Source organism: uncultured Bacteroides sp., from assembly GCF_905207245.1.
Lineage (GTDB): Bacteria > Bacteroidota > Bacteroidia > Bacteroidales > Bacteroidaceae > Bacteroides.
This window is the reverse complement of the sequence record NZ_CAJLKP010000002.1, coordinates 56,880-82,217: the sequence shown is the minus strand read 5'-3', so window position 1 is coordinate 82,217 and position 25,338 is coordinate 56,880. Positions and strand designations below refer to the sequence as shown.

At 44.5% G+C, this 25,338-nt stretch carries 14 protein-coding genes and 2 tRNA genes; 11 read left to right on the top strand and 5 right to left on the bottom strand.

The annotated features are described in order from the left end of the window. Positions 1 to 36: 36 nt before the first annotated feature. Genes QZ135_RS01225 through QZ135_RS01215 form a run of 3 tightly spaced genes read right to left on the bottom strand, consistent with a single transcriptional unit; the run spans position 37 to position 7,960 of the window. Complete coding sequence (locus QZ135_RS01225; protein WP_294605152.1) at positions 37 to 597, bottom strand: hypothetical protein; 561 nt, start codon at positions 595 to 597, stop codon at positions 37 to 39. Continuing rightward, positions 594 to 6,779 carry a DUF6443 domain-containing protein gene (locus QZ135_RS01220; protein WP_294605150.1) on the bottom strand — a complete coding sequence of 2,062 codons (6,186 nt, stop codon included), beginning with the start codon at positions 6,777 to 6,779 and terminating at the stop codon, positions 594 to 596. Before QZ135_RS01220 ends, QZ135_RS01225 begins: the two co-directional genes overlap by 4 nt. Before the next feature lie 23 nt (positions 6,780 to 6,802). Next, positions 6,803 to 7,960: a T9SS type A sorting domain-containing protein gene (locus tag QZ135_RS01215; RefSeq protein WP_294605146.1), complete on the bottom strand. Its 1,158-nt coding sequence runs from the start codon at positions 7,958 to 7,960 to the stop codon at positions 6,803 to 6,805. 389 nt (positions 7,961 to 8,349) lie between these two features. On the opposite strand from QZ135_RS01215, the gene QZ135_RS01210 reads away from it, so the two are divergent. The 4 genes from QZ135_RS01210 to QZ135_RS01195 are packed head-to-tail and all read left to right on the top strand — an operon-like array spanning position 8,350 to position 10,877. Continuing rightward, entirely contained in the window at positions 8,350 to 8,796 is a 447-nt protein-coding gene (locus tag QZ135_RS01210; protein ID WP_294605143.1) for a hypothetical protein, read from the top strand. A gap of 17 nt (positions 8,797 to 8,813) precedes the next feature. Continuing rightward, positions 8,814 to 9,308, top strand: a complete 495-nt coding sequence (locus tag QZ135_RS01205) for a 3'-5' exonuclease (RefSeq protein ID WP_294605139.1) — start codon at positions 8,814 to 8,816, stop codon at positions 9,306 to 9,308. Between the two features lie 19 nt (positions 9,309 to 9,327). Then, entirely contained in the window at positions 9,328 to 10,128 is an 801-nt protein-coding gene (locus QZ135_RS01200) for an inositol monophosphatase family protein (RefSeq protein WP_009132474.1), read from the top strand. A gap of 44 nt (positions 10,129 to 10,172) precedes the next feature. Beyond that, positions 10,173 to 10,877 (top strand): ComF family protein, encoded by a 705-nt coding sequence (locus QZ135_RS01195; RefSeq protein WP_294605135.1) that lies wholly within the window; start codon positions 10,173 to 10,175, stop codon positions 10,875 to 10,877. A 111-nt stretch (positions 10,878 to 10,988) separates the two neighbouring features. Here the strand turns inward: QZ135_RS01195 and QZ135_RS01190 are convergent. Both QZ135_RS01190 and QZ135_RS01185 read right to left on the bottom strand, forming a co-directional pair. Next, positions 10,989 to 11,062: transfer RNA gene (locus tag QZ135_RS01190), tRNA-Asn, on the bottom strand. Between the two features lie 22 nt (positions 11,063 to 11,084). Then, a tRNA-Asn gene (locus QZ135_RS01185) sits at positions 11,085 to 11,158 on the bottom strand. Between the two features lie 80 nt (positions 11,159 to 11,238). Between QZ135_RS01185 and QZ135_RS01180 the strand changes: the two genes are divergently transcribed. From QZ135_RS01180 to QZ135_RS01150, 7 genes are all read left to right on the top strand, one after another. Then, positions 11,239 to 12,219, top strand: a complete 981-nt coding sequence (locus QZ135_RS01180; protein ID WP_294605132.1) for an adenosine kinase — start codon at positions 11,239 to 11,241, stop codon at positions 12,217 to 12,219. Positions 12,220 to 12,229: 10 nt separating this feature from the next. After that, positions 12,230 to 13,903 (top strand): S41 family peptidase, encoded by a 1,674-nt coding sequence (locus QZ135_RS01175; protein WP_294605129.1) that lies wholly within the window; start codon positions 12,230 to 12,232, stop codon positions 13,901 to 13,903. Positions 13,904 to 14,032: 129 nt separating this feature from the next. Then, positions 14,033 to 16,870 (top strand): triple tyrosine motif-containing protein, encoded by a 2,838-nt coding sequence (locus QZ135_RS01170; protein ID WP_294605126.1) that lies wholly within the window; start codon positions 14,033 to 14,035, stop codon positions 16,868 to 16,870. A 171-nt stretch (positions 16,871 to 17,041) separates the two neighbouring features. Then, entirely contained in the window at positions 17,042 to 19,429 is a 2,388-nt protein-coding gene (locus QZ135_RS01165) for a glycoside hydrolase family 3 N-terminal domain-containing protein (protein ID WP_294605123.1), read from the top strand. Between the two features lie 480 nt (positions 19,430 to 19,909). Then, the gene (locus QZ135_RS01160; RefSeq protein WP_294605120.1) at positions 19,910 to 22,915 is read left to right on the top strand and encodes a TonB-dependent receptor; all 3,006 of its coding nucleotides are present in this window, start codon (positions 19,910 to 19,912) and stop codon (positions 22,913 to 22,915) included. A 32-nt stretch (positions 22,916 to 22,947) separates the two neighbouring features. Next, positions 22,948 to 24,465 (top strand): RagB/SusD family nutrient uptake outer membrane protein, encoded by a 1,518-nt coding sequence (locus QZ135_RS01155; protein ID WP_294605118.1) that lies wholly within the window; start codon positions 22,948 to 22,950, stop codon positions 24,463 to 24,465. Positions 24,466 to 24,482: 17 nt separating this feature from the next. Then, positions 24,483 to 25,316, top strand: a complete 834-nt coding sequence (locus QZ135_RS01150; protein ID WP_294605115.1) for a LamG domain-containing protein — start codon at positions 24,483 to 24,485, stop codon at positions 25,314 to 25,316. Positions 25,317 to 25,338 lie beyond the last annotated feature (22 nt).

Genomic DNA, 25,338 nt, shown 5'->3' with positions numbered 1-25,338 from the left:
TATATCCTCTTGTGGTTTCGGCATCTGCTTTCTAGGTCATACTATATCAATATCATATTTGATATTGTTTTTTATAAGATTAGTAATGAATGGATTACCCTCTTTATAGTAAAGTCCGATACTACCTGTATAATGGAAATAAAAGAAAAATTGTTTATTGAAATCATATATAAGATGTCCATATGGAGCTATCCCTTTTATGAGACAATCCAGCGCAATAGATAGGTAAGCGTCCCAGTCATTACATATACAGCTACCGGAATACCCTTGTACTATATCAGACTTCTGTAACATGATTAAATAGTTCGCAGTCTCTTTAGATAAGTATTGAGGACTATAACAATATGTATTTTCTTGAATATCCCATGTATCCAAACAATAGTCCCACCATGATATGCTAAAAATAGATAGTTCATTTATAATTGTGTTAAATAAGTCATGAAATAAACTTTTCATATTACTGACATTAGCTTTCTGGTTCCTTGGGTATATTTCTATTTTATGACTTTGAGCGTTAATTCCTGATTCAGGACTTAAATTAACCCAATTAAATGGGAAATTTTCTTCTTGCTTTATTTTTAGAATATAATCTTTCATTTTATTAACTCCTTCCATGAAATAAAAATTCCACTATTTCCTTTATGCTTATTTATAATAAAATTTCCGTATTGGTCAGCGTCTTTGTACCATTCTAAGCCCTTACTAGTCTCTTTATATACTTTGTATACGCTTCCTCCATGTTGTGTCTGATCTTTTACCCACCATAACCCATCTGATTTACTTTTATAAAACATACCCCAAATTCGATGTCTCATAGTTTTTGATGCACCTTGAGATGTTAATTGCCATAATTTTTTAACAGTGTTAATTGATGAGATTTTTGTAAATCCAGGCAAGGGAGGGGTTCCTGTAATTGGAGCAAGCCCTGTAATACCCCCATTACTTCCAACCTTGAATGTGAATCCATTTGGTGTAGTATACCTCGCTCCAATATCCAATAAATAGTATCCTAAATATCCCAAAAAACCATGAACCGGTTCATAAACTTGAGAACCGGTTGTAGCTATTGCAGGAGCTGTTACTGTAATTTCATCTAATGCAACAACATCTTTTCTTGGGTTAAAGTTTTCCGAGTCAATATTATTCACAGATATTGTATCTGTTCCTAACGGATCAATATAGTTCATCGGATTATTTACACAGTATGCATATGAACTTGTTGAATAATAATTTTCAGCATGCATGTCCATCACATGCCATCTTCCCAATGCCGCATCCATCATCCTCGCTTCATAATCATACCAATCCAGCCCATGCATCCTGTCCAACTCTTTCCCGTTATACTTATAGGACTGTTTTCCCGAGGTTTCAGTATCTACCTCAAATACTCCTCCGAAAGGATAATAATGATTCACCTGTTCTGTGTTCCACGACGTTCCGTTCAAACGCACCACCATCCGATTATTTCCCTGATGATCTTTCAAGTAATAGTAAAATGTTGGAGTTGTCCCGCTCAGAGTGGCATATCCTTCTTCTGTGAGTACCTTGCTCAGACTTCCGTTTTCATAGATCACATTTCCACAATAATCCACCGTATGGGTTTGTGAAATCTGATTTGCCGCCAACTCTTTTATCTGCCCCATGGGGACAGATATATTTGCAATCGCCGTCCTGTGAACGACTTTCAGTTTCTTCCCGTCCGCACTATAGGTATAATCCTTCCGGTTTCCATTGGTAAATTGCAGTGTTGCAGGCAAATTTAAAAGATTATATTGGATTTTACTAATTTTCTTGTTATAATCCTGCTGCATATTTCCGTTGGAGTCATAGAGATATTCCGTTCCGCTTCCCTTATTCTCATCTGTAAAGTTGAACACGCCGTTGTAGAGAGGGTCAGTAGCGGCATCCGTAACATTCTTCAGTTGATTGCCGTCATACGTCAGAGTCAGGTTGTCAATCATCCCATAGGCGGAAGATGAACTCTTTCCGTTACGTTTCAGTCCCAGAATATTTCCATTCCTGTCATATCCGGTGATAATCTCGGAGAAGCGTCCTGCGTTAGCCGACAAATCCTCTCCTTCACCATATCCGGCATTCATCATCCGGTTCAGGTGGTCATAGGTGAACTTGTATCCTCTTGTGGCTTCGGTATCTGCTTTCCATGTCATACTGCTGATATTACCGTTGTAGCATGGCGTGCTGTTTCCATCTGTATAGTATAACTTCTGGGTGAATTTCGGGCTTTCTATTTTCTTAGTCCATCCCCGTATGTTGTAATCATACGTAATGATGTTGGCATTAGAACCATGATGCGACTTACTTTTCAACCTTCCAAGTTCATTATAGGTATTTGTCGCCAGTGTTACAGTATTATTTCCCAGTTTATAAATTATCGATGTGATACGCTCGGCATGGTCATAATTATAAGTATAATTCTCTTCTACAGTTTTTTTATTGGCTTTACTCTCATTACTAGTATGAATATGCTTCACAGTCTTGGGCTTTCCTGTAAAAGTATAAGTGTTCTCCACTGCTTCGTATCCATCCAGGTGATTGGCGGACAGGCTTTGGATAATCTGCCCCTTAATATCGTAGATATTGACAGAATAAAGTTTGGTACTGCTTCCCGGTACCTTTGTGATACTGCCCGCCGGATATCCCTTGACGTAGTTTGGGTTTGCAGTTGAAAATGCAGTTGAAAATTTGCTGCTGTTGAATCCGGGCAGTGTCTTGAATTCGTAGTCATCATAGTAGTTCACTATATGTACTTCGGGTGAGGTCAGCGAGAAAGTGGAACTGTATCCGCTACCTTCCAAGCCTGTGTTGCTATTGCTACGTTCACAATTGATGATGACTGCAGCTGCCGAGGCGGTATTGGTGTTTTTGCATACGCCTTGTACCGTCGGCCGTTGGAATTTGTCGTAAAGGTAGAATGTCCATTCTCCGGCGGTACGCTGGTTTCCATCTTGTGAGAACATGAGACGTCTTGTTTTGTCGTATACGTAATAGACCGGTTCTGCTCCGGGAAGTTTCTTCTCTACGCATAAGCGGCGGGCATCGTAACGATAATAGTAAGCGTACTTCTGCAGGATTTCGTTGTTTCGGATGCTCCACGTGCCACTGCTGCCAAGTGAGGCGGAAGCCATTGGCGGAAGTACCAGTAGGGGATTGCCAAGGGCGTCATGTACGGTATAAGTGTCATAAAATTCTCCATTATTGACTTGCCGTATTAGGACAGTGTTTCCCCGGAAGTCGGTGAATGTGTATTGTTTGTGACCGTCTTCATCTGTTGTTAATATAACTTCCAGTTCTCCCGCCGGGTAAGTACCGGTACAACGGAATTGTTCATCGTTTACAGCCTCATAACGATTACAGTTTAAGACTGCTATCTGTGGGCTGTTAGCCAGATATTCGTAAGTAACCGGGTGTGTCCGGAAATCATTCCCCGGAGGAGTTCTCTTTAATAACTGCTCCATAGGCGCTGCTTCATGTGTATTTTCCGTGTAGGCGTATGAGTCACCGTAATAATTGGCGGAAAGATTGGCGTAGTTAGTGGCACGCCCATTTGTTGTAGTTGGTATAGGTAACCAGTTACGCGTCTCACGCCCCAGACAATCATATTCAAGAACGTGGAGCAGGTTATTCCGGAGAGGGGTGGTTTGTTTCTCCAATATTTGTATAGGCTGTCCCAGTCCATCGTAATATTGGGTTTGTTCCAGGTAATTCACCGTTCCGTATAGATAGTTCCTTGTTGTAATGCTATTCTCTGTTGCACCTTCTCCACGCAGGGTATAAGTATATTCTGCGATTGTCTTTTTGGAATGATCTGTTATTTTACTGAGTTTACCTCCTAAATATTGATAATTTGTCTCTTCTCCGTTGGGCTCTGTCACTTTAGTACAGCCAATGAGTGGTTCATAATCATAGCATGTGGTTAAGGAACCGGCGGGCTTTTTCCATACTTCCACAGCCGACAGCCACTCGTCAGTGCTTTTGCCGGACGTACTTGCAATCTGTACTCGTGTGTCTGCATAGGAAGTGCCCTGTACTACTGCAATAGGGTAATTCCAGGATAAATTCCAAATGTAGGCGGTAGGAGAAAGCCGGTTGAGGATTGTCTCTAGTGGATATTCTTTTTCATAGAGGGTGAAGGCCTGTGAAGCCGTTTCCTGTCTGTTCCATGAAAGTACTTTGCGGGAAGGACGTATATTCCCTCTCCCGAAATCAGCGTATTGCCAGTTCAGCAAGATTGTGTCTTTGGTATTTATTACCCATTTCTCCATAACCGGAAGACTGATATTTCCGTCATTGGCAATTCTTTGGAGGAAACCACCCGTTATATTGGATGAATAGCAATAATAATGTTCAAATGTTTGGTTTCCGCAAACTGTTTTAATGGATTGAAGTATGCCATGGTCGGCCAATTGTGTACTGTCTTCCGTAAAACCGGGGAGTATGATCCTTAACGGTGGGGGAAGTACATTTGTTAGGGTGGAATACACTCGGGAACGGTTGTAGGTATATGAAGTTACCTCACGGTGTGAGATGGCGTTAGGGTAATGCCTGATGGTGATGGTGGTGTCCTTGAATAAACGTCCGCAAGCGGTTTCTGTTTCAAAAAAATTAAAATCGGATGTACTCTGAAAATCTTCTTTGCTTATTCCCGATGCATCTATGGTGCGCAGAATGCTTTCTATATAAAAACCTGTTTGTACGATTCCTGTACGTTCAAGGGAATACCGGTTGATTTCCTCTTCTATGGGTTCATAGCCTGAAGGTGTATGTTTATATATGGTACGGTGGATGAGTGGGGCCTTTTCCCAACAGGTTTCCTGAAAATAGCCGCCTACGAACTGCGGGCCATAAATGCGCTTGCATTCTTCGTAGGTTTCCGGACTTAAATTAGGATAATATATTTTGGTGCCCAAATAACGGGCATTGTCAGGGTCGAGCGATGGATTGGAAGATATACCTGCACCCTTGAAAGGATGCAGACAATTGGATGTGTCGTATTCATATACCGTTTTTATTTTTTGCGGGACACCGCTTCCGGATACTGTTTCGGTCACTTTCCCATAATATATAATAGCGCTTTCGGCACGATAGCCCGGGATGCGGCAAGAAGTGGTACGGACACTTCCGGAGCTGATGCTGGTAGGAGCTCCTATGTAAGAGGCACGGACCCCGGACAGGGAAATGAAGGCTGTTGTACCGATGTCGTCAAAGTTGATGGTACAGGTCTCATTCTCGTATGTGAATTCGGATGTTTTGTTTTTCCCGGTCACCGGATCGGTTACGGATATACTTTGGATACGTAAACCTATATTTACCGGAGAGCGGAAAAGGTTACAGCGATTAGCCTCATATGTATATGTAGTGATGGCACCTGTCGGTTCTTGGATACTCTCTAAAGCAAAGGCACGGGCACTTGCGAAGTGGTAGCTCCGGTTGCCGGAAAGTTTTCCGGAATAGTCGAGGATACTGTTGTGAATTAAAGTTGTGGTAATTCCGGAGTTGCTGTATCCGAAGAAGTCTTTTTTATCATCATTGTAACTGCCGGCTTGATTGTAGTAGGTAAAGGTGCGCTTGTCAAGTAGCTCGGTGCCGGATGTAATACTGACACTCTCTAAACGCAGACGTTTGTCTCCGAATAATTTATCATTGTCGAATATAATGGTACGTACCGTATTGCCAAGCGTGTTTTTTATTTCAATCTTTGCCATGCGTATATTGGGGGTTCCGTTTTTGCGGGTGCCCGAAATGGTGGAAGAGGCAAAGTTTATAGTGGTAGTCCTGCTTTTTATCCGGGATAATACCCGTTGATTAGAAAACGTAGTGCGGTGTGTGGCCGAAATTGCATTTGACTGTTGGCTGTTGGTTCCGGTAGCTCCGTTGGTCGTGGTTACAAAAGAGGAAGAGAGGCTATTGGCTGACTCTTCACGTCGCCAAGAAGGAATGGTAGTGTAGGTTAATGAAATACTATCTGTTCGGTATGGAGATACTATTTTTGAGAGATGCCAGCACGATACGGTGCTGTAATTCGGACTACGGTAAAGGTTGTCCAGGATGGTTGGAAAATATTCATAACTCATCTGTTCACGCTCTGTGAAATAATAGGTACAGCCTGAAGGAGTTGTTATCAAAAAATCATAAATGCCATTGGAGGTCTTATTTATGCCTTGTATTTTTAAGTTAGTGGGTGGTAATTGTGTGATTGTTCCGTTGGGATTGCATATAAAACTTCCCGAATATCCTTCGAAATTATAATAATACCGGTCAGGATTGGCTTCTTTCTGCAAGTGAACGATGTCCTTTAAATAATCTAAATCAGCACTATTTTCTATTTGCTGGCGGGTCTTCGGTTGATATGGGAGCGATTCATCCGGTTGTCCGTGAATCACTCTGGAGATGCATCCGCCCGCATTCAAGGTCCATCCCAATCCAAGCACTCCGGGAATGTCGTCTACTTTGCACCCGGAAGTATGGTATGACATGGATATCGAAAAAGGAATGTCTTTTAGGGATAAATCGTATAAAGGGATATGCACATCAGCAGTCCCTGTATTCCGTGAAACGGGATAGTCCACGTAACGGTTCATCTGGGCAGCTTCGGGAGACGGGAGAACTGTTTCATCTGATATTGTGCGGGGTACTACGTACGGAGAGTTGTTTAAACTGTTTGATGGAAGGGTACTGGGAATAGGTATACTATCCTGTCTCTGGGCATAGACAGGCAGGAATAATACTAATATTAATAGGGTTGATAATTGTTTTCTCATAGGGGTGATTATGATTCGTTTGGCTATTTCTTGAGTATTTTCTCAGCATAAACTCTTTTTCCAATTGTTATCCGGAGCAGATATTTCCCTGCCGAGTAGTTGTTCATTGGAATTGTTTCGCTATATAGACCTGATGTGGGACTTGTGCACCGTATTATTGTCAGTTGTTGCCCTTGCAAATTGAAAAGAGAAACTGTGACTTCTTCCGGTTGTTTCAGTTCATAGCTGACCTGCAAGTCACCATTGCGCTCTAATTCATAGTTGTAGCTGATAATATCATCGTTTTTTCCTTTTTTTCCGGCTTTGATTGTATTTCTCCATTTACGTTCGATTTGTTCTTCAGTTGCTATGTCACGCCTTTTCTGATTGTTGGCATCATAGGGCAAGTCGTAATATTGTTCTTCCGGCAGATAGATAAAGGAAGTGGAGAAATGCTCATGTGGTTTGCCGTACTGATAAACAGTACTTTTAACCGTTTCTACTACTGGATAACGGTAACCATGAGCATACCAACGCCATGTTTCAGTTTCCAGGTGGATGGAGTCGTTAGCCAATAAATACTCGATACTGTCACGGTTTAGGGTATAAGGAAGAGTGTCCGGCTGTAAAGTGGCTGATGCATTCTCTTTTGAGGTCATTCTCTGATGGATCAGCTTGTGTGTGTGGATGCGAAGAACCTTGCGTAGGGTATCGCCTTCAGGTAGTATTAAATCACCGGAGGCATCGGCTGTGATGGTGCTTTTACCACGTTGACGGATGTGCAGGTGTTCGCAATAATTCCCTTCTCCATCGAAGTAATCGCTGACTATCTGGTCTTGTAAGATAGGGAAGGATAAAAGTAGTTCCGGTTTTTGATAGGTGATGGAAGTTGTAGGGTTTTCATATCCCAGGCAGAAAAGACTATCTCTGGATAGGAGGTAATAATACATTGTATGATGTTCTGTGGCAACAATGCTGTCAGAACCCTGTGTCGTATATTTTAACTCATAACTTGCATTCTGGAGCTTTAGGTTGCTGAAATCCCAGATTTGTCCGGAACCCGTATTGCCAGGTTCGCAAGTGGTGACTACGTGTTTTATGAGTTGGTCGCCACTTCTGGGTATATTGGAGGCAGGGTTTAACGCCTGTGCATGGAGGCCCAGTGTAAAAATACTGCCTGACAGGAATAATAGAACTCTCATGTCCTTTCGTATTATTGGGTTAACTTTAATCTTTTGCCTGATAAACGGTGCTTGTGTGATGATAGCTTAAACTAAATATGCGCTGATTGATTGTTCATTTCATAATATATCAGTGGATATTATTATATGGCTGTAATATTATAAAAAAGAAATGATATATCCAATAGTTTGTGCATATTTAAGTATATTAGGTTCGGTATGTTGTCTTGGTGGAACTTTAACTGTTTGTTGGTACGGCTTGGTTTCCTTTGTTCGAAAGGAAAATGACTCTGTTTCTGTAAGGTTCAACCTGCCATGTTGTAGACCGGAAAATAAAAGAGCGAAGCAGATGGAGAAGTTTTCGGCTTTATTTGTACTTTTGGCGTACGAAATATTAATGAATGATTCTTATGAAAGCAGGATACATCTGTTTATTGCTCTTAATGGGTGCGAGTGTCGTACTCACAGCATGTGGTAATACCAAAAATAAAAAGGCTGAAAGTAATATTGTGGGTAATGATAAAGACGAGCATGGCTGCATTGCTTCCGCCGGATATACGTGGAGTGAAGTGCAAAAAGACTGCATTCGCCTTTGGGAAAAAGGAATCCGCATGGAAGATGTGGCGGATAAGGAAAAGTCGGCATATATTGTTTTTGCGCCCGATTCCCTGCAGGTGGAGTTGTTTTTCTCTGATGAGCGTCCCAATGATATTCTGGACCGCCGTTCATTGCCTGCCGGAGGGTATGCCTGGAATATAGAAGATGATGATACAAAGAATGTCCGCATGGAAAATGGTAAATGGACGATCAGCCAGAGAGGAAATCTGATTTATCAGCAGGCAGAGGAAGCCCAATAGATTTTGATATTATAAGGATGGAAGATTTTGCTGCCATAGACTTTGAAACTGCCAACGAACAACGCACCAGTGTGTGCAGTGTGGGTGTGGTGATAGTGAGGGATGGAGAGTTTGCAGACAGTTATTATAGTCTGATTCGTCCCGAACCGGAATATTATAGTTATTGGAATACCCGCGTGCATGGGTTGACGATGGCGGATACGGCAGAAGCGCCGATATTCCCGGACGTGTGGAAAGAGATTGCGCCGCTCATAGAAGGACTTCCGCTCATAGCCCACAATAAAGGTTTTGATGAAAGTTGTCTCAAGGCGGTTTTCAAGACTTACAGCCTGGATTATCCTGACTATGAATTTCATTGTACGTTAAGTACGGCGCGCAGGCGGGTGAAAGGTTTACCGAACTATCAATTACATACGGTAGCCGCTTATTTTGGTTATGAGTTGGAACAACATCACCATGCGCTGGCAGATGCTGAGGCTTGTGCCTGGATTGCGCGGGAGATAATAGAATAACGAAGAAAAAATAACGAATATGGATTTAGCATCACTTACAGCGGAAGTTTGCCGCATCGCTATGGATGCGGGAAGTTTCTTGAAAGAAGAAAGGAAAACGTTCCGCAGTGAAAGCGTAGAGAAGAAACAAGCGCACGACTACGTGTCTTATGTAGATAAGGAGTCGGAAAAACAGATAGTAGCTGAACTCTCCGTTTTGTTGCCTGAGGCCGGTTTTATTACGGAAGAAGGTTCTGCAGTGTATCGGGACGAACCCTATTGCTGGGTGGTGGACCCGTTGGACGGAACGACGAATTACATTCATGATAATGCACCTTACTGTGTGTGTATAGGTCTCCGCTCTAAAGAAGAGTTATTGGTGGGAGTGGTTTATGACCCCTGTCGTGACGAGTGCTTCTACGGTTGGAAAGGCGGTGGTGCTTATGTGGATGGCCAGCGAATGCGGGTTTCCGATGTGCAACAACTGGAAGATGCCTTTCTGGTGGTTGAACTACCTTATAATTCCCGGCAATATGCCCGTACGGGTGAACATCTGATACATAACTTATATGGCAAAGTGGGCGGTATACGCATGACCGGTTCTGCTGCTTTGGCGATATGCTATGTGGCTGCCGGACGGTTTGATGCCTGGGCAGAAGCCTTCATCGGCAAGTGGGATTATTCTGCGGCTGCTTTGCTGGTGCTGGAATCCGGTGGTAGGGTAACAGATTTCTACGGAAATGAGAACTTTATGGAAGGACACCATATTATCGCTACAAACGGGCACTTGCATCCGGTGTTCCAGGGGCTTATACAGGAAGTACCTCCGTTGGGGATGTGAGAAGGTGGCTGAATAAAATTAAGAAATAGAACTATCCTCTTATTATGGAAAACATACTTAAATTCTGGTTATTACCCTTCGTTCATCTTTTCTTTCCACGTTGCTGCGTTGTTTGCGGAGCATCACTTGCAGAAGGTGAAGAAGCTATCTGCACCCGGTGCAATATGGATATGCCCCGCACTAACTATCATAAAGAAAAAGATAACCTTATCGAACGTATGTTCTGGGGAAAGATTCCTTTGGAGCGTGCCACTGCCTATTTCTTCTACCGCAAGGGGAGCGACTTCCGCAGGATTCTGCATCAATTCAAGTATGGTGGCCGGAAAGAATTAGGAGCAACTATGGGACGCTTCATGGCGGCAGAACTGGCGTCTACGGGCTTTTTTAAGGACATTGACGTCATCATCCCCGTCCCCTTGCATCCTCGTAAACGGAGAGCTCGCGGATATAATCAGAGTGAATGGATTGCCCGCGGAGTATCTCAGGTAGTTGGAATACCTGTGGATGTTTCTTCGGTGGTACGTGAAAAGCATACGGATACACAAACGCGTAAGTCGGTTTATGAGCGTTGGGAAAATGTAGACGGTATCTTCCGGCTTCACCATCCGGAGTACTTCACGGGAAAGCATGTATTGATAATAGACGATGTGCTGACTACCGGTTCCACGACTACTGCCTGCGCCGATGTTTTCTGCGAAGTAGACGGAATACGTATCAGTATACTGACCTTGGCTGTAGCGGATAGTTAAATAACATTAAACGTCCTTGTTCCCCTCTGGCTTTCCTTAAAAAGTGCAGCAATAAATGAAGTGTTTTTTATAGAAAACAAAAAAGGTTCGCCACGATGACGAACCTTTTTGCTCTTCCTCTTGGACTTGAACCAAGGACCCTCTGATTAACAGTCAGATGCTCTAACCGACTGAGCTAAGGAAGAATATGCATCTGATTTTCTTTCGCTCTTCCTCTTGGACTTGAACCAAGGACCCTCTGATTAACAGTCAGATGCTCTAACCGACTGAGCTAAGGAAGAATGTTGTTTTTTCTCAAATGCGGTGCAAAAGTAATAGGATATTTTGAAATATGCAATATCTTTGCAAAAAAAATATCGAAATGGACAAAATAATTGGTATGGGCAACGCCCTTGTTGATGTTCTTGCTACTTTAAACGATGACCATCTTCTAAAGGAAATGGATTTGCCCAAGGGGAGCATGACTCTGATTGATGAGAATAAACTGCAGATAATTAATGAATGTTTCAGCCAGATGGAGACCCAGCTCGCAACCGGTGGGTCTGCCGGTAATGCTATACGCGGATTGGCATGTCTGGGTGCAGGAACAGGTTTCATCGGTAAAGTCAGCAACGACACTTACGGAAAGTTTTATAGGGAGAGCTTGCTGGAACGGGGAACAGAAGCGAATCTGTTAGTCTCGACCGAATTGCCTTCGGGGGTAGCTTCCACTTTTATATCACCTGACGGGGAGCGTACATTCGGTACTTATCTGGGTGCTGCCGCCACATTGAAGGCCGAAGAGCTTTCGCGGGAGATGTTCAAGGGATATACTTATTTGTTCATTGAAGGTTATCTGGTGCAGGACCACGACATGATACTCCGTGCCATAGAGTTGGCTAAGGAAGCAGGGTTGCAGGTTTGCTTGGATATGGCAAGTTATAATATTGTGGAGCAAGACCATGAGTTCTTCTCGTTATTAATAAACAAGTATGTGGATATCGTGTTTGCCAATGAAGAAGAGGCAAAAGCGTTTACCGGTAAAGAGCCGCAGGAAGCACTGGGCATCATTGCCAAAATGTGCAGCATAGCTATTGTGAAGATGGGTGCCAAGGGTTCACTCATCCGTAAGGGTACGGAAGAAGTGCATGTGGATGCTGTTGCGGTGGATAGGGTAATAGACACAACCGGTGCGGGCGATTATTTTGCCGCCGGCTTCTTATACGGACTGACTTGCGGATACTCATTGGAGAAATGTGGTAAGACGGGTTCTATTTTATCGGGAAACATCATCCGGGTGATTGGCGCTGAGATGCCGGCCGAGTGGTGGGAAGATATTAAAATGAAAATCAGTGAATTATAATAAGTAAGATATGAAGAGATTTCTGAAAGTGCGCTGGATAACTGCCTCAGTTCTGGTGGTAGGTGCGGTTGTCTTTTTTAGTTTCAAGAGTGGTGATAGCCGCAATTTCCAGATTGCAAAGAACCTGGATGTATTCAATTCCATTGTGAAGGAACTGGATATGTTCTATGTGGATACACTGGACCCGAACAAGACTATACGTGAGGGTATTGATGCAATGCTTTATTCACTGGACCCTTATACGGAATATTATCCAGAAGAGGACCGGAGCGAACTGGAGCAGATGTTGAAAGGTTCTTATGGCGGTATAGGTTCTATCATCCGTTATGAACCGAAATTGAAACGTACGGTAGTTGTGGAACCTTATGAGAATATGCCCGCTGCAGAAATCGGTCTGAAAGCCGGAGATATATTGCTTGAGATAGACGGGAAAGACCTGACTGGAAATACGGATGTGAGCAAGATGCTGCGCGGTGAGGTAGGTACGAGCTTTCAATTGAAAGTGGAACGTCCCGGCGAGGAAAAACCATTGGACTTTACGGTTGTTCGTAAGAGTATCCAGTTGCCGTTCATACCTTATTATGGGAAGTTGGATAACAATGTAGGCTATATCAGCCTGAGTACTTTCTCCGGCAATCCTTCCAAAGAATTCAAAAAGGCTTTTCTGGATTTGAAGAAACAAGGCATCACTTCGTTGGTAATTGACTTGCGTAACAATGGCGGCGGTCTGTTGGAAGAAGCTGTGGAGATAGCCAACTTCTTCCTGCCCCGTGGCAAGATGATTGTAACGACGAAAGGTAAGATTAAACAAGCCAGCAATTCTTATAAGACACTGCGTGAACCTCTGGATTTGGACATACCTGTTGCTGTGTTGGTGAATAGCGGTACAGCTTCTGCCTCTGAAATCCTTGCAGGTGCTTTGCAGGATTATGACCGGGCGGTGATTGTAGGTAACCGTACTTTCGGAAAAGGTCTGGTGCAGGTGCCTCGCACGTTGCCTTATGGCGGTACGATGAAGGTGACTACTTCTAAATATTATATCCCCAGCGGACGTTGCGTACAAGCGATAGACTACAAGCACCGTAATCCTGACGGTAGTGTAGGACGTATCCCTGATAGTCTGACCACCGTATTCCATACGGCTGCCGGACGTGAAGTTCGTGACGGTGGCGGAGTGACACCGGATGTGGCAGTAGAACAGGAAAAACTGCCGAATATCCTGTTCTATCTGGTCAATGATAATCTGATATTCAATTATGCAACGCAATATTGCCAGAAACATCCCACAATTGCTTCTCCCGAGAACTTTGAGGTGACTGATGCCGATTATGCCGAATTCAAGGAGATGGTGAAGAAAGCCGACTTTAAATATGACCAGCAGAGCGAAAAGATATTGAAGAGCCTGAAGGAAATGGCCGAATTTGAAGGATATATGAAAGATGCCTCCGATGAGTTCAAGGCACTTGAACAGAAGCTGACTCACAATCTGGACCGCGACCTTGATTATTTCTCAAAGGATATCAAGAATATGATTGCGCAGGATATCATCAAGCGTTATTATTTCCAACGTGGCGGCATCATCCAGCAGTTGAAGGATGATAATGATTTGAATGAAGCCGTGAAGGTGCTGGGTGATTCTGCGAAATACAGGGAAATGTTGAGCGCTCCGGTTGCAAAGAACTGATTATAATGCTATAAACGGGTAAATCTGTCGATTATCTTTTCTCTTTTCTTTAAAGATAATCGAGGGATTTACCCGTTTTTTAGATAGAAACCCCTACCTTTGCTTAAAGATTACCGTAAAGCAACGTCTATGAGAACAACTCTGCTATTATTTTGTATCTTTTCTCTATTTAGTAGTTTATCACGAGGTTCTTCTATTCCATTTTCTCCCATCGTGAGAAGTTATTCCGTATCCGATTATAACGCAGGTATCCAGAATTGGTCTGTTGCCCAGGATGAGAGGGGAATCATGTATGTTGGTAACAACAAAGGCTTGCTGGAATTTGACGGGAGCAGGTGGGACTTGCATGAATTGCCTACCAAGAATATTGTGCGTGCTGTGTATATTGGTGAAGACGGAAAAATATTTGTAGGCTCTTTTGAAGAATTCGGTTACTTTGAACGTGATGTATTAGATAGTCTTGTATACCATTCATTAAAAGATGAAGTGAAAGATTTCCGGTTTCAGAATGATGAAATCTGGAGTATTGTGTCTGTGCAGGACGAGATTGTATTTCAATCTTTTGGTTCCTTATTCATTTACGACGGACATTCCGTGAGAGGTATCCGTACGAAATCGCTCCCACTGAATCTGTTTCAGGTAGGCGATACGTTTTATTCCCAACTAATCAATGAAGGACTTTCTATCTTTATAAATAATGGATTTGAACCTCTGATTGACCGGAAGTTGCTGGGTGACAGTGATGTTATGGTAGGACTTCCGTATGATGACGGTGCTTTGTTGCTGACCCGGAATAGTGGCGGCTTCATTTATCAGCATGGAAAGGTAGTGAAGTGGCATACGGAATGTGATGCTGAACTGGAGCAGTACACCGTTAACCGGGCAGTGATGACGAAAGATAGTTGTTATATCATTGGTACCATCTCTAACGGGGTTTATGCGATAGACAAAAAGGGGCGGTTGCTCTGGAAAGAAAATACGGACAGCCGTTTGCAGAACAACACGGTTCTGGGGCTGTATTGCGATGCCGATAACAATGTCTGGGTGGCTCTGGATGAAGGAATGGCCTATATACTGAATAACTCCCTGGTATATTACTATGAACCCCCTTACCGGAAGATTGGTATGATTTATGATGTACTGGTAAAGGAAGATGAGGCTTATGTGGCGTCCAACCAGGGACTCTACCGGGTGAAAAACGGAAAACTGGAACTTGTTCCCGGATTGGAGGAACAGGCATGGTACGTCAGAGAGTGGGGAAATCAGATTCTCTGCGGGCATAATAAAGGCACTTTTCAGATAGAAGGTTTGCAGGCATCATTGATTTCGGACGTAAGGGGAGCAATGTGCATGAGGGAAATCTACCATGAAGGGCGTCCTTTTCTGTTGCAGGGAACTTATACGTTTCTGAATCTGTATAAGGAGAATGCTTCCGGTGTCTGGAGCTTTCTGAACTCACTGGGTGGATTTACTCATATGGTGCGGGGCATAGAAATGGATCACCGGGGAAATATCTGGGTAAAGCATTTGCGGAAAGGACTGTTCCGTTTACGAATCAGTCCGGATTTGAAGAGGGTGGAAGACCTTAAAGTATACATGGAGTTGGGAGATGTGAAGGACGGGAATTTCTCTCTTTTTAAGATTAACGGCCGGGTAGTCTTCTCAAATGGAAAGGCGTTCTATACTTATGAAGATATGGCGGACTCGATTATCCCTTATGAGGTGATGAATGAACAATTGCCGGAACTGAAAGGGATAAATGATGTGAGCCATGCAGGCGGTAATATGTATTGGTTTATCAGTGGGCGGATGGCCTATCTGGTGAAGTGTGAGATGAATGTTTTTCAGATTGAACATCGGATTCCGTTCTCTTTGTTCGAAGGGCTGTCGATAGAAGAAAGGGCGGCGATGGTTTATGACAAGGGTAGCAAGAGCTCTTATCTTTGCCTGAATAATGCCATTGCCCGCATTGATGCGGATAGTTCCTTATTATATAAATCTTCCGTCAAGCGTTCTTTATGGGTTTCGGGCATCACGGTGGAGGCTGAATGGACAGGAAAGAAAAAACAACTGCCTGTGCAGGAAGAAAACAAGATAGAGGCGGAGTTTAGTACGGTGTGTTTCTCTTTGTGTTATCCGGTTTATAATAACTATACTTATAAGGTTAGATATAAACTGGAAGGTCTTAATGACCAGTGGGTGGATGATGGTCGTAGTTTGGAGAAGAAATATACCCGTTTGCCTTTTGGCTCTTATGTCTTCAAAGCGGAAGTATATGATGGAGACCAGATTCTGGCGTCGGTAACGCTTCCTTTTGTAATATTGAGGCCTTGGTACCTGTCCTATTGGGCTATCAGTGGATATGTGCTTGCCGGACTGCTTCTGTTACTGTTGCTGCAATACATCGTTTATCAGTCCGTGAAGAAGAAGAAAGACCGCGTGATTGAACAGCAACGCATAGCTCATCAGACTGAGATTGAACAACAAGAGAAGAAGATTATCGAACTTGAGAAAGAACAACTTGAAGCGGACCTGCGTTTCAAGAGCAAGGAGTTGTCGGGCGTGGTAATGACTAATATCGCCCATCAGGAGTTTCTGAACTCCTTGAAAGAAGAGATACAGCAGCAGAAGCTATCCGGGCAGTACACACGAAAGAACCTGGATAAACTGCTTGCTTTGGTGAATAACAACATCGTTTCGGACGAAGAGAACTGGAACATGTTTCAGGCCAACTTCGACCGGATACACGAGAACTTCTTCCGAAATCTGAAACAGCAGTATCCTGATCTGACATCGGGCGACTTGCGCTTCTGCGCTTTGCTTCGCCTGAACCTGCCGACGAAGGAAATTGCGAAACTGCTCAACATCTCAGTACGTGGAGTGGATGCGGCAAGATATCGCCTGCGCAAGAAGTTTAACCTGTCTCAGGAAGATAGCCTGACAGATTTTATGATAAACTTTAAGTGATTGATCCTTAGCTTGATATAGTGAAAGGAAGTACTAAAATAGTACTTCCTTTTTTTTATAATCTGCCCTAAAGGTACTTTTGTTGTAGCATTGGATTATAAGAGTTTGAAGGGCTTTCCCTTTATTTGCAGTGAAATCATTTTTCTCCAATAATAATAAAGAATGAAAAGCATGAAACATTTATCCCTTAAGTTACAATTGTTTTTAATGTTATTGATGTTTGTATCTATTGGCGTACAAGCACAGAAATCTCCTTTAGACATGGACCGCTTCATTGACGATTTGATGAAGAAGATGACTCTTGAAGAGAAAATAGGTCAGTTGAACCTTCCGGTAACGGGCGAGATTACTACCGGCCAGGCCAAGAGCAGCAATGTGGCCAAACGTATCCGTGCCGGTGAAGTAGGCGGTCTTTTCAATCTGAAAGGAGTGGAACGCATCCGCGATGTGCAGAAACAGGCGATTGAGGAGAGCCGGCTCGGTATTCCTCTTTTGTTTGGTATGGATGTCATTCATGGGTACGAAACAGTATTCCCTATACCTTTGGGTTTGTCTTGCACGTGGGATATGAAAGCCATTGAAGAATCTGCGCGCATCGCTGCCATTGAAGCCAGTGCCGACGGTATTTGCTGGACATTCAGTCCGATGGTGGATGTCTCTCGTGATGCCCGTTGGGGACGTGTTTCCGAAGGTAACGGTGAAGACCCTTTCCTGGGAGCGGCAATTGCACGCGCCATGGTGCGCGGTTATCAGGGAAAAGATATGAGCCGTAATAATGAAATCATGGCTTGTGTGAAGCACTTTGCCCTGTATGGTGCACCGGAGGCCGGACGTGATTATAACACGGTGGATATGAGCCATCAGCGTATGTTCAATGAATATATGTTGCCTTATCAGGCGGCTGTAGAAGAAGGTGTGGGCAGTGTTATGGCTTCGTTCAACGAAGTGGACGGAGTGCCGGCCACCGGAAATAAATGGTTGATGACAGATGTGCTCCGCAAGCAATGGGGCTTTGGCGGATTCGTTGTGACGGATTACACCGGTATCACCGAAATGACGGACCACGGTATGGGTGATACACAGACGGTTGCCGCCCTGGCACTGAATGCAGGTGTCGATATGGATATGGTGAGCGATGCTTTCACGAGTACCCTTAAGAAGTCTCTGGAAGAAGGTAAAGTTTCGGTAAAGGCTGTCGATGCTGCTTGTCGCCGTATTCTGGAAGCTAAATACAAACTTGGTCTTTTTGATAATCCTTATAAGTATTGCGATGTAACTCGTCCGAAGAAAGAAGTCTTCACCAAAGAACACCGTGCCATTGCCCGCAAAACAGCTTCGGAAAGTTTTGTACTGTTGAAGAATACACCTTTTCAGTTGACAAGAGGGGAAGGGGACAAGGGAACAAGGAAGAATGACAACGTAGCTCCCCGTTCTCTTGTCAACTCGTCAACTCGTCAACTTTCCCCCCTCCTCCCCCTGGCAAAAAAAGGAACGATTGCCGTAGTAGGGCCTTTGGCGGATAGCCGTAGCAACATGCCGGGTACGTGGAGCGTGGCTGCCGTGATGAATAAATATCCTTCGCTGGTTGAAGGACTGAAAGATGTGGTAGGCGGCAAAGCCAGAATTCTTACGGCAAAAGGCAGCAACCTGATGAGCGATGCTGAATATGAAGAGCGTGCCACCATGTTTGGGCGCACTTTGCACCGCGACAACCGTACGGACAAAGAGCTTCTGGATGAGGCTCTCGCTGTGGCGGCCAAGTCGGATGTGATTGTTGCCGCCTTGGGCGAATCTTCTGAAATGAGTGGCGAAAGCAGTTGCCGCACAGACCTTGAAATGCCGGATACGCAACGTGTGCTTTTGCAGGAATTATTGAAAACCGGTAAACCGGTAGTATTGGTGTTGTTCACCGGCCGTCCTTTGGTGCTGAACTGGGAACAGGAAAACGTGCCTGCCATCCTGAATGTATGGTTTGGTGGTAGTGAAGCCGCCCTTGCCATTGGCGATGTATTGTTCGGCAATGTAAACCCGAGCGGCAAACTGACGATGACTTTCCCGAAAAATGTGGGGCAGATTCCTTTGTTTTATAACCATAAGAATACCGGTCGTCCTCTGGCGGAGGGCAAATGGTTCCAGAAGTTCCGCAGCAACTATCTGGATGTTGACAATGAACCGCTCTATCCGTTCGGATATGGCTTGAGCTACACTACTTTCTCTTACAGTGACATTACATTGGATCAATCGTCCATGAACATTAACGGAGAAATCACAGCCACCGTAACGGTGACCAATACCGGAAAGCGCGATGGTGCCGAAGTGGTGCAGCTTTACATCCGTGACCTTGTAGGCAGTGTAACCCGTCCGGTGAAAGAACTGAAAGGCTTTGAAAAAATCTTCCTGAAAGCCGGTGAAGCGAGACAGGTATCTTTCAAGATAACGTCCGATATGCTGAAGTTCTACAACTACAATCTGGATTTTGTGTGCGAACCGGGTGACTTTGAAGTGATGATAGGTACTGACAGCCGCAACGTGAATAAGGCTTTGTTCACCCTTCATTAAATCCTTTTAATAATCCTAAAGCCCGTTGGTGGAATTAGCCGTTAGCCTGGCTTGAGTCAGGCACATATCAAATAACTATCTGGTCCGTACCTGCTCCGTAGCAAATTCGGTTAAGGGTACCTCTAACCGAATTTGCTACGGAGCAGGTACGGACCAGATACGAGTCAGGTATGGACAGAACCCGGTCTTGAATTCTTGCAGACGCGAGGAAGGAAACATTAATTCCGCCAACGGATTCCCAAAGTAAAGTTATACTGAAAGAGTTTTCCAATAAAGTTCCGAAACCGGAAGCGGGTAAGGACGACATGGGAATATGAAAACTTTATTGAAAATAAACATCTGATAACTAGTTTGTTCTGACAGAGTGTAGTAGTTATAAAGTAGTACTTTGATGAAGCGTGGTACTCTTGTGGTAGCCCGTTTTTTGACTTAAATCAATTTATACTCTACGTTTGCGGAGTAATTTTAAATCAATACAAAATGAAGAAAAATCTATTAATTACATGTGTGATGTTGCTGTTCGCTGTCGTTTCGATGGCGCAGAACAAGATTACAGTTTCGGGTGTCATTACTGACAAGACAGGCGAGACTGTTATAGGCGCTTCGGTCCGGGTAAAGGGACAGGAGAATATGGGAACGATTACCGATATTGATGGAAAATACCAGCTTTCGGGCGTGTCGGCCAATGCTACTTTGGTATTTAGCTATATTGGTATGAAAGAGCAGGAGGTGGCACTTAACGGTCGTTCCAACGTCAACGTAGCGATGGAGGAAGACAGCCAGCTCATCGATGAAGTGGTTGTAGTGGGTTACGGTAGTGCCAAGAAACGCGATTTGACCGGCTCTATCGTAACGGTGAAAGCTGCTGAAATTGCTTCCAAACCATCTGTTAATCCTTTAGCTTCTATTCAGGGTAAGGTTGCCGGTGTGCAGGTAGTCAATACAGGCCGTGCCGGACAAGATCCTGAAATCCGTGTTCGCGGTACGAACTCTATCAACGGTTATACTCCGCTGTATGTAGTCGACGGATTGTTCACCGATAATATCAACTATCTGAATACGGCTGATATTGAATCCATGGAAATTCTGAAAGACCCTTCTTCTTTGGCTATCTTCGGTGTACGCGGTGCCAATGGAGTTATCATTATTACTACAAAGAAGGCTAAAGAAGGCAAGACCCAGGTCAACATCAACGGTTCGGTAGGTTGGAAGACGGTTACTGACCATGTCAGCCTGACCAATGCGGAGCAGTTCAAGATGCTCTATAATGAGCAGCGTATGAATCAGGGTGGTGATCCGTATGATTATACCGTGTGGAATGCAGATACCGACTGGCAGGATGAGATGTTCCAGACCGGTTTCCTTACTAATAATACGGTTAGTATTATGGCTTCGGGAGAAAGAAGCAAATTCTATTTGGGTTTGGGCTATGTAATGGAAGAAGGTTCTATTCAAAGTGAGAAACTGAACAAGTTTACAGTAAACCTGCATAGCGAACATAAAGTAACCGATTTCCTGCGCTTTGGTTTCCAAGTGAACGGTGTACGTGCTCTGTATCCTGATGCAAAAGGTGTGGCATCTGCCTTGAAGGCGGCTCCGATTGCTCCTGTCTATGAGCAGGAAAACGGTCTACTGCATACACTTCCCGATTTCCAGCGCGCCCAGGTATGGAATCCGATGATTGAGCCTGTGTTGAGAGGTGCTCATAATAAGTCTGCCAATTATCGTATGGCGGGAAATATCTATGGTGAACTTGACCTGATGAAGAACCTGACCTTTAAGGCTACCTTCTCTCTGGACTATGCTTCCAACCAGTCACGCTCTTATTCTCCGCTCATCTATGTGTACAATCCGGATGTGGAAGGCGGTAAAGAAAGGCTGACGGATAAAGAGAGTGTCAGCCAGTCCAAGTCTACCTCGATGGCTGCACAGTCTGATTATGTATTGACCTATATCAACCAGTTCGGCGATCATGGACTGACACTGACTGCCGGTCTCACAACAAACTATAACGAATACTCTGACTTATCCGGAGGTCGCAGCCAATTGCCGGGTTATGGTGTTCCCATTGGCGAAGACGAGGATAAGTGGTGGATTTCCATTATCGATGATCCTACATCAGCAACTAACGGAGCATCCCAGTACAAGCGTTTCACTATGTCCTATTTGTTCCGTGCGTTGTATAACTACAAAAACCGTTACTTGTTTAATGCCTCTTATCGTCGCGACGGTTCTTCCGTATTCAAGAGAACGGGAAATACATGGGATAACTTCTACTCATTCGGTGCCGGTTGGGTAATGAGCGAAGAGAACTTCATGAAGAAACAAAATGTGATTGATTATCTGAAGCTGAAAGGTTCATGGGGAGTTTTGGGAAGCCAGAATACAGGCGGTTCCCGCTATCCGGCTTATCCCAACATCACAAGTTCGGGCTCTGCCGTCTTTGGTGACAATGTAATCGCAGGTAAAGGACCGGACAAACTGATTTCGCAGACATTGGGCTGGGAACGCAACTACTCATGGGAAGTAGGTTTCGATATGCATCTGCTGGGTGGTCGCATGCAGTTGTCTCCTGTATATTACAACAAGACAACGAAAGATTTGCTGACCACTGTTCCCGGGCTTTCCGGTACGGTCCCCGCATTGCAGAACACGGGCGAGATTCGTAACCGTGGTTTTGAATTGTCGGCATCCTGGAATGATAAGATTGGTGAAGACTGGCGTTATGGCATTTCTGCCAACCTGACTACCATTAACAACGAAGTGGTGTCACTGATAAGCAAGGATTACTCTATCATTAACGGTGTTTCCCGAGTGTCCGAAGGTTATCCCATCGGTTACTTCTATGGATACAAAGTGGCAGGAGTTTATCAAAACGAGACGGATATTGAAACCTCATTCCCCAATCAGGTAGCTTCTGTGAAGCCGGGTGACTTGAAGTTTGCCGATGTCAATGGAGACGGTATCATTTCAGAGAAAGACCGTACGATGATTGGTAATCCTACTCCTGATTTTACGTATGGCTTTAATGTAAGTTTGGGCTATAAGAACTTTGACTTGAGTGTGGATATGATGGGAGTTTATGGGAATGAGGTCTATCGCAATTGGGATAGCAGTGCTTATGCACAGTTCAACTATCGCACAGAGCGTCTGAACCGCTGGCATGGTGAAGGAACATCCAACTGGGAACCAATTCTTGATCCGTCCCGTTCCGTAAACCTGGAAGCCTCTTCTTACTTCGTAGAGGACGGCAGTTTCTTCCGCATCCGTAACATAGAATTGGGCTATACCTTCGACCCCCGTTTGCTGAGCCGCATCAAGCTGCAAGCTTTGCGTATCTATGGTAACATCCAGAACCCCAAGACGTGGAGCCGCAACACCGGATATACTCCGGAAGTGGGTGGTAGTGCAACCTCGTTTGGTATTGACGGTGGAGGATACCCGATGCCGGTTGTGTATACCTTGGGCTTTAATTTATCATTCTAAACATGAAATCTAATAAAAGAAAGACGAACAGTATGAAAAAGATATTTTATTATATAATGGCTTTGGCACTGGGATGTTCCCAGATGTCATGCAGTGACCTGTTAGATCAAAAACCTCAGGGATCATTGACGGAAGATGACCTGACCGGAGGTACTTATGAGACACAGATATTTAATATGTATGCTCTGCTCCGTGGTTATCATATCGTGTCGGGAAACACGGCACTGGCTATTCATGGCATGCGCTCGGAAGATGCGGAAAAGGGGAGTACGCTGGCTGACGGAGCTGCTACAGGAAAGATGTTTGATGACTTTGAATATGCTGCAAGTAACGGCATGATAAAAAGTTACTGGAACGCTAACTATACGTTGATTCATAAAGCCAATGATGTATTGGAGGAAATGAAGTCGAATCCGTCATTGACAGGCGGCGACCTGATAAATAAAGGGGAAGCCCTATTCATGCGTGCTTTCTGCTATTTCAATCTGGTGCGTGCTTTTGGCGAAGTGCCTCTGATTGATTTTAAGGTGGAGAGTGTGGCAGATGCCAATATACCCAAGTCCTCTGTTGCCCAGATCTATACTTTGATCGATGAAGACCTGAGCAATGCAGAATCTTGTCTGCCGCGCACTTGGGAGGCACAATACGTTGGCCGTCTTAGCTGGGGAGCAGCCCGCGCTTTGCATGCCCGCACCTACATGATGCGTAATGACTGGAATAATATGCGTGCTGCGGCAGAAGATGTGATTGCTTCCGGTTTATACAACCTGAATACACCTTACGAAACCATCTTCCGTGAAAAAGGAGAAAACTGTAGTGAGTCTGTCCTGGAACTACAATGTACTTCCACTACGGCCCTTCCGGGTTCCAATGATATCGGCAGCCAGTATGCTCAGGTACAAGGATGCCGTGGAGCAGGCGAATGGAATTTAGGTTGGGGGCAACATACTGCCACCCAATTATTGGCCGACGCGTTTGAAGAAGGTGACCCCCGGAAAGACGAAACTTTGCTGTATTTCATCAGAACAGGGGAAGACCCGTCGACCATTCCTGCCAACAAACCTTATGGTGAGAAGCCGATTGCCAATGCCGATGTGGTTGCCAAGTATTTCAACAAGAAAGCATATACTGACCCGGCTTTGCGCGCACAGTACACAAAGGGTGGATATTGGGTGAACATCCGTCTGATCCGTTACTCTGACGTTGTATTGATGGCTGCGGAAGCAGCTTGCGAAACGGGCGACAAGACTAATGCGAAAAGATATCTTGAGATGGTGCGTAGCCGTGCCCGTGGCACGAATGGCAATATCCTGCCGGAGGTGACTACCGATGACCAGAACGAACTGCGCGAAGCTATCCGTCACGAACGCCGGGTTGAGTTGGGCATGGAGTTCGACCGCTTCTACGACCTCGTGCGCTGGGGAATTGCCAAAGAAGTGCTACATGCCGCCGGAAAAACCGGTTATCAGGACAAACACGCATTGTTGCCTCTGCCTCAGGATGAGATTGACAAATCAAACGGTGTATTAGTTCAGAACCCTAATTATTAATCCATATAGTAACGACCATGAAAAGATATATAAACTTATTGCTGGCATTCGGTTTGTCGGCATTCACACTGCAATCTTGCTTCCAGGATATGGATCATCCGATTTTCGACTATCCGGACAGTTCCGCCGGGAAGGAGTATTCACCAATGAAATTGTTCCTGCCCTTTGAGAATGATATGCGCGATAAAGGCAACTACACCTTTCTGATGAGCGCCGGTGGGGAAATTACCTATACTGACGGAGTCAACGGACAGGCTTATCAGGGAACGAAAGACTCTTACCTGCTGGCACGTGTCCCTTCTTACCTGAACGATACCATACCCGAATTGGGAAGCTGTACGGTTGCTTTCTGGATGAAAACAACGAGAAACACGTCAGCTTACGGTATTTTCAGCATCCCCAACACCAAGACTTTCTGGGGTAATTTCGATATCTACCTGGAAAATACGGGCAGCGAAACCCAGGCGTTCTTTAAGATGCACCTCTACAACTGTACATCCGTGAAGGACAATGACGAGAGATGGGTGGAGGCGAAGATAGACAATGTCTTTGGTACTGAATGGGTGCATATGGCGTTCGTTTACGACGGAGACAACTCGATGATGACGGTTTACCGGAACGGTGAAAGTGCTCTTACAAAGGAGCTTCCCGGTTATGGAAAGCTTAAATTCAAAGATTGGGGTACGTTTGCTGTCGGAGCATTTCAGTTCAGCACGAAGCCCAGCCTGACGGAAGGGGCAGGTGCACAGAGTTGGGCATCCAATTTTCCGGGACAGTTAGACCAGTTCCGTTTCTACGACAGAGCTATATCCGCATCTGAGATAAAACAACTTTATTCCGGTAAAGAATAACAAACATGAAGAACGTAGCGAA

Bases quoted from the DNA above. Each gene is read 5' to 3' on its own strand.
- QZ135_RS01215 (WP_294605146.1), bottom strand. From the start codon at position 7,960: ATGAGAGTTCTATTATTCCTGTCAGGCAGTATTTTTACACTGGGCCTC.
- QZ135_RS01225 (WP_294605152.1), bottom strand. From the start codon at position 597: ATGAAAGATTATATTCTAAAAATAAAGCAAGAAGAAAATTTCCCATTT.
- QZ135_RS01200 (WP_009132474.1), top strand. From the start codon at position 9,328: ATGGATTTAGCATCACTTACAGCGGAAGTTTGCCGCATCGCTATGGAT.
- QZ135_RS01195 (WP_294605135.1), top strand. From the start codon at position 10,173: ATGGAAAACATACTTAAATTCTGGTTATTACCCTTCGTTCATCTTTTC.
- QZ135_RS01210 (WP_294605143.1), top strand. From the start codon at position 8,350: ATGAAAGCAGGATACATCTGTTTATTGCTCTTAATGGGTGCGAGTGTC.
- QZ135_RS01180 (WP_294605132.1), top strand. From the start codon at position 11,239: ATGGACAAAATAATTGGTATGGGCAACGCCCTTGTTGATGTTCTTGCT.
- QZ135_RS01150 (WP_294605115.1), top strand. From the start codon at position 24,483: ATGAAAAGATATATAAACTTATTGCTGGCATTCGGTTTGTCGGCATTC.
- QZ135_RS01170 (WP_294605126.1), top strand. From the start codon at position 14,033: ATGAGAACAACTCTGCTATTATTTTGTATCTTTTCTCTATTTAGTAGT.
- QZ135_RS01175 (WP_294605129.1), top strand. From the start codon at position 12,230: ATGAAGAGATTTCTGAAAGTGCGCTGGATAACTGCCTCAGTTCTGGTG.
- QZ135_RS01165 (WP_294605123.1), top strand. From the start codon at position 17,042: ATGAAACATTTATCCCTTAAGTTACAATTGTTTTTAATGTTATTGATG.
- QZ135_RS01155 (WP_294605118.1), top strand. From the start codon at position 22,948: ATGAAAAAGATATTTTATTATATAATGGCTTTGGCACTGGGATGTTCC.
- QZ135_RS01160 (WP_294605120.1), top strand. From the start codon at position 19,910: ATGAAGAAAAATCTATTAATTACATGTGTGATGTTGCTGTTCGCTGTC.
- QZ135_RS01220 (WP_294605150.1), bottom strand. From the start codon at position 6,779: ATGAGAAAACAATTATCAACCCTATTAATATTAGTATTATTCCTGCCT.
- QZ135_RS01205 (WP_294605139.1), top strand. From the start codon at position 8,814: ATGGAAGATTTTGCTGCCATAGACTTTGAAACTGCCAACGAACAACGC.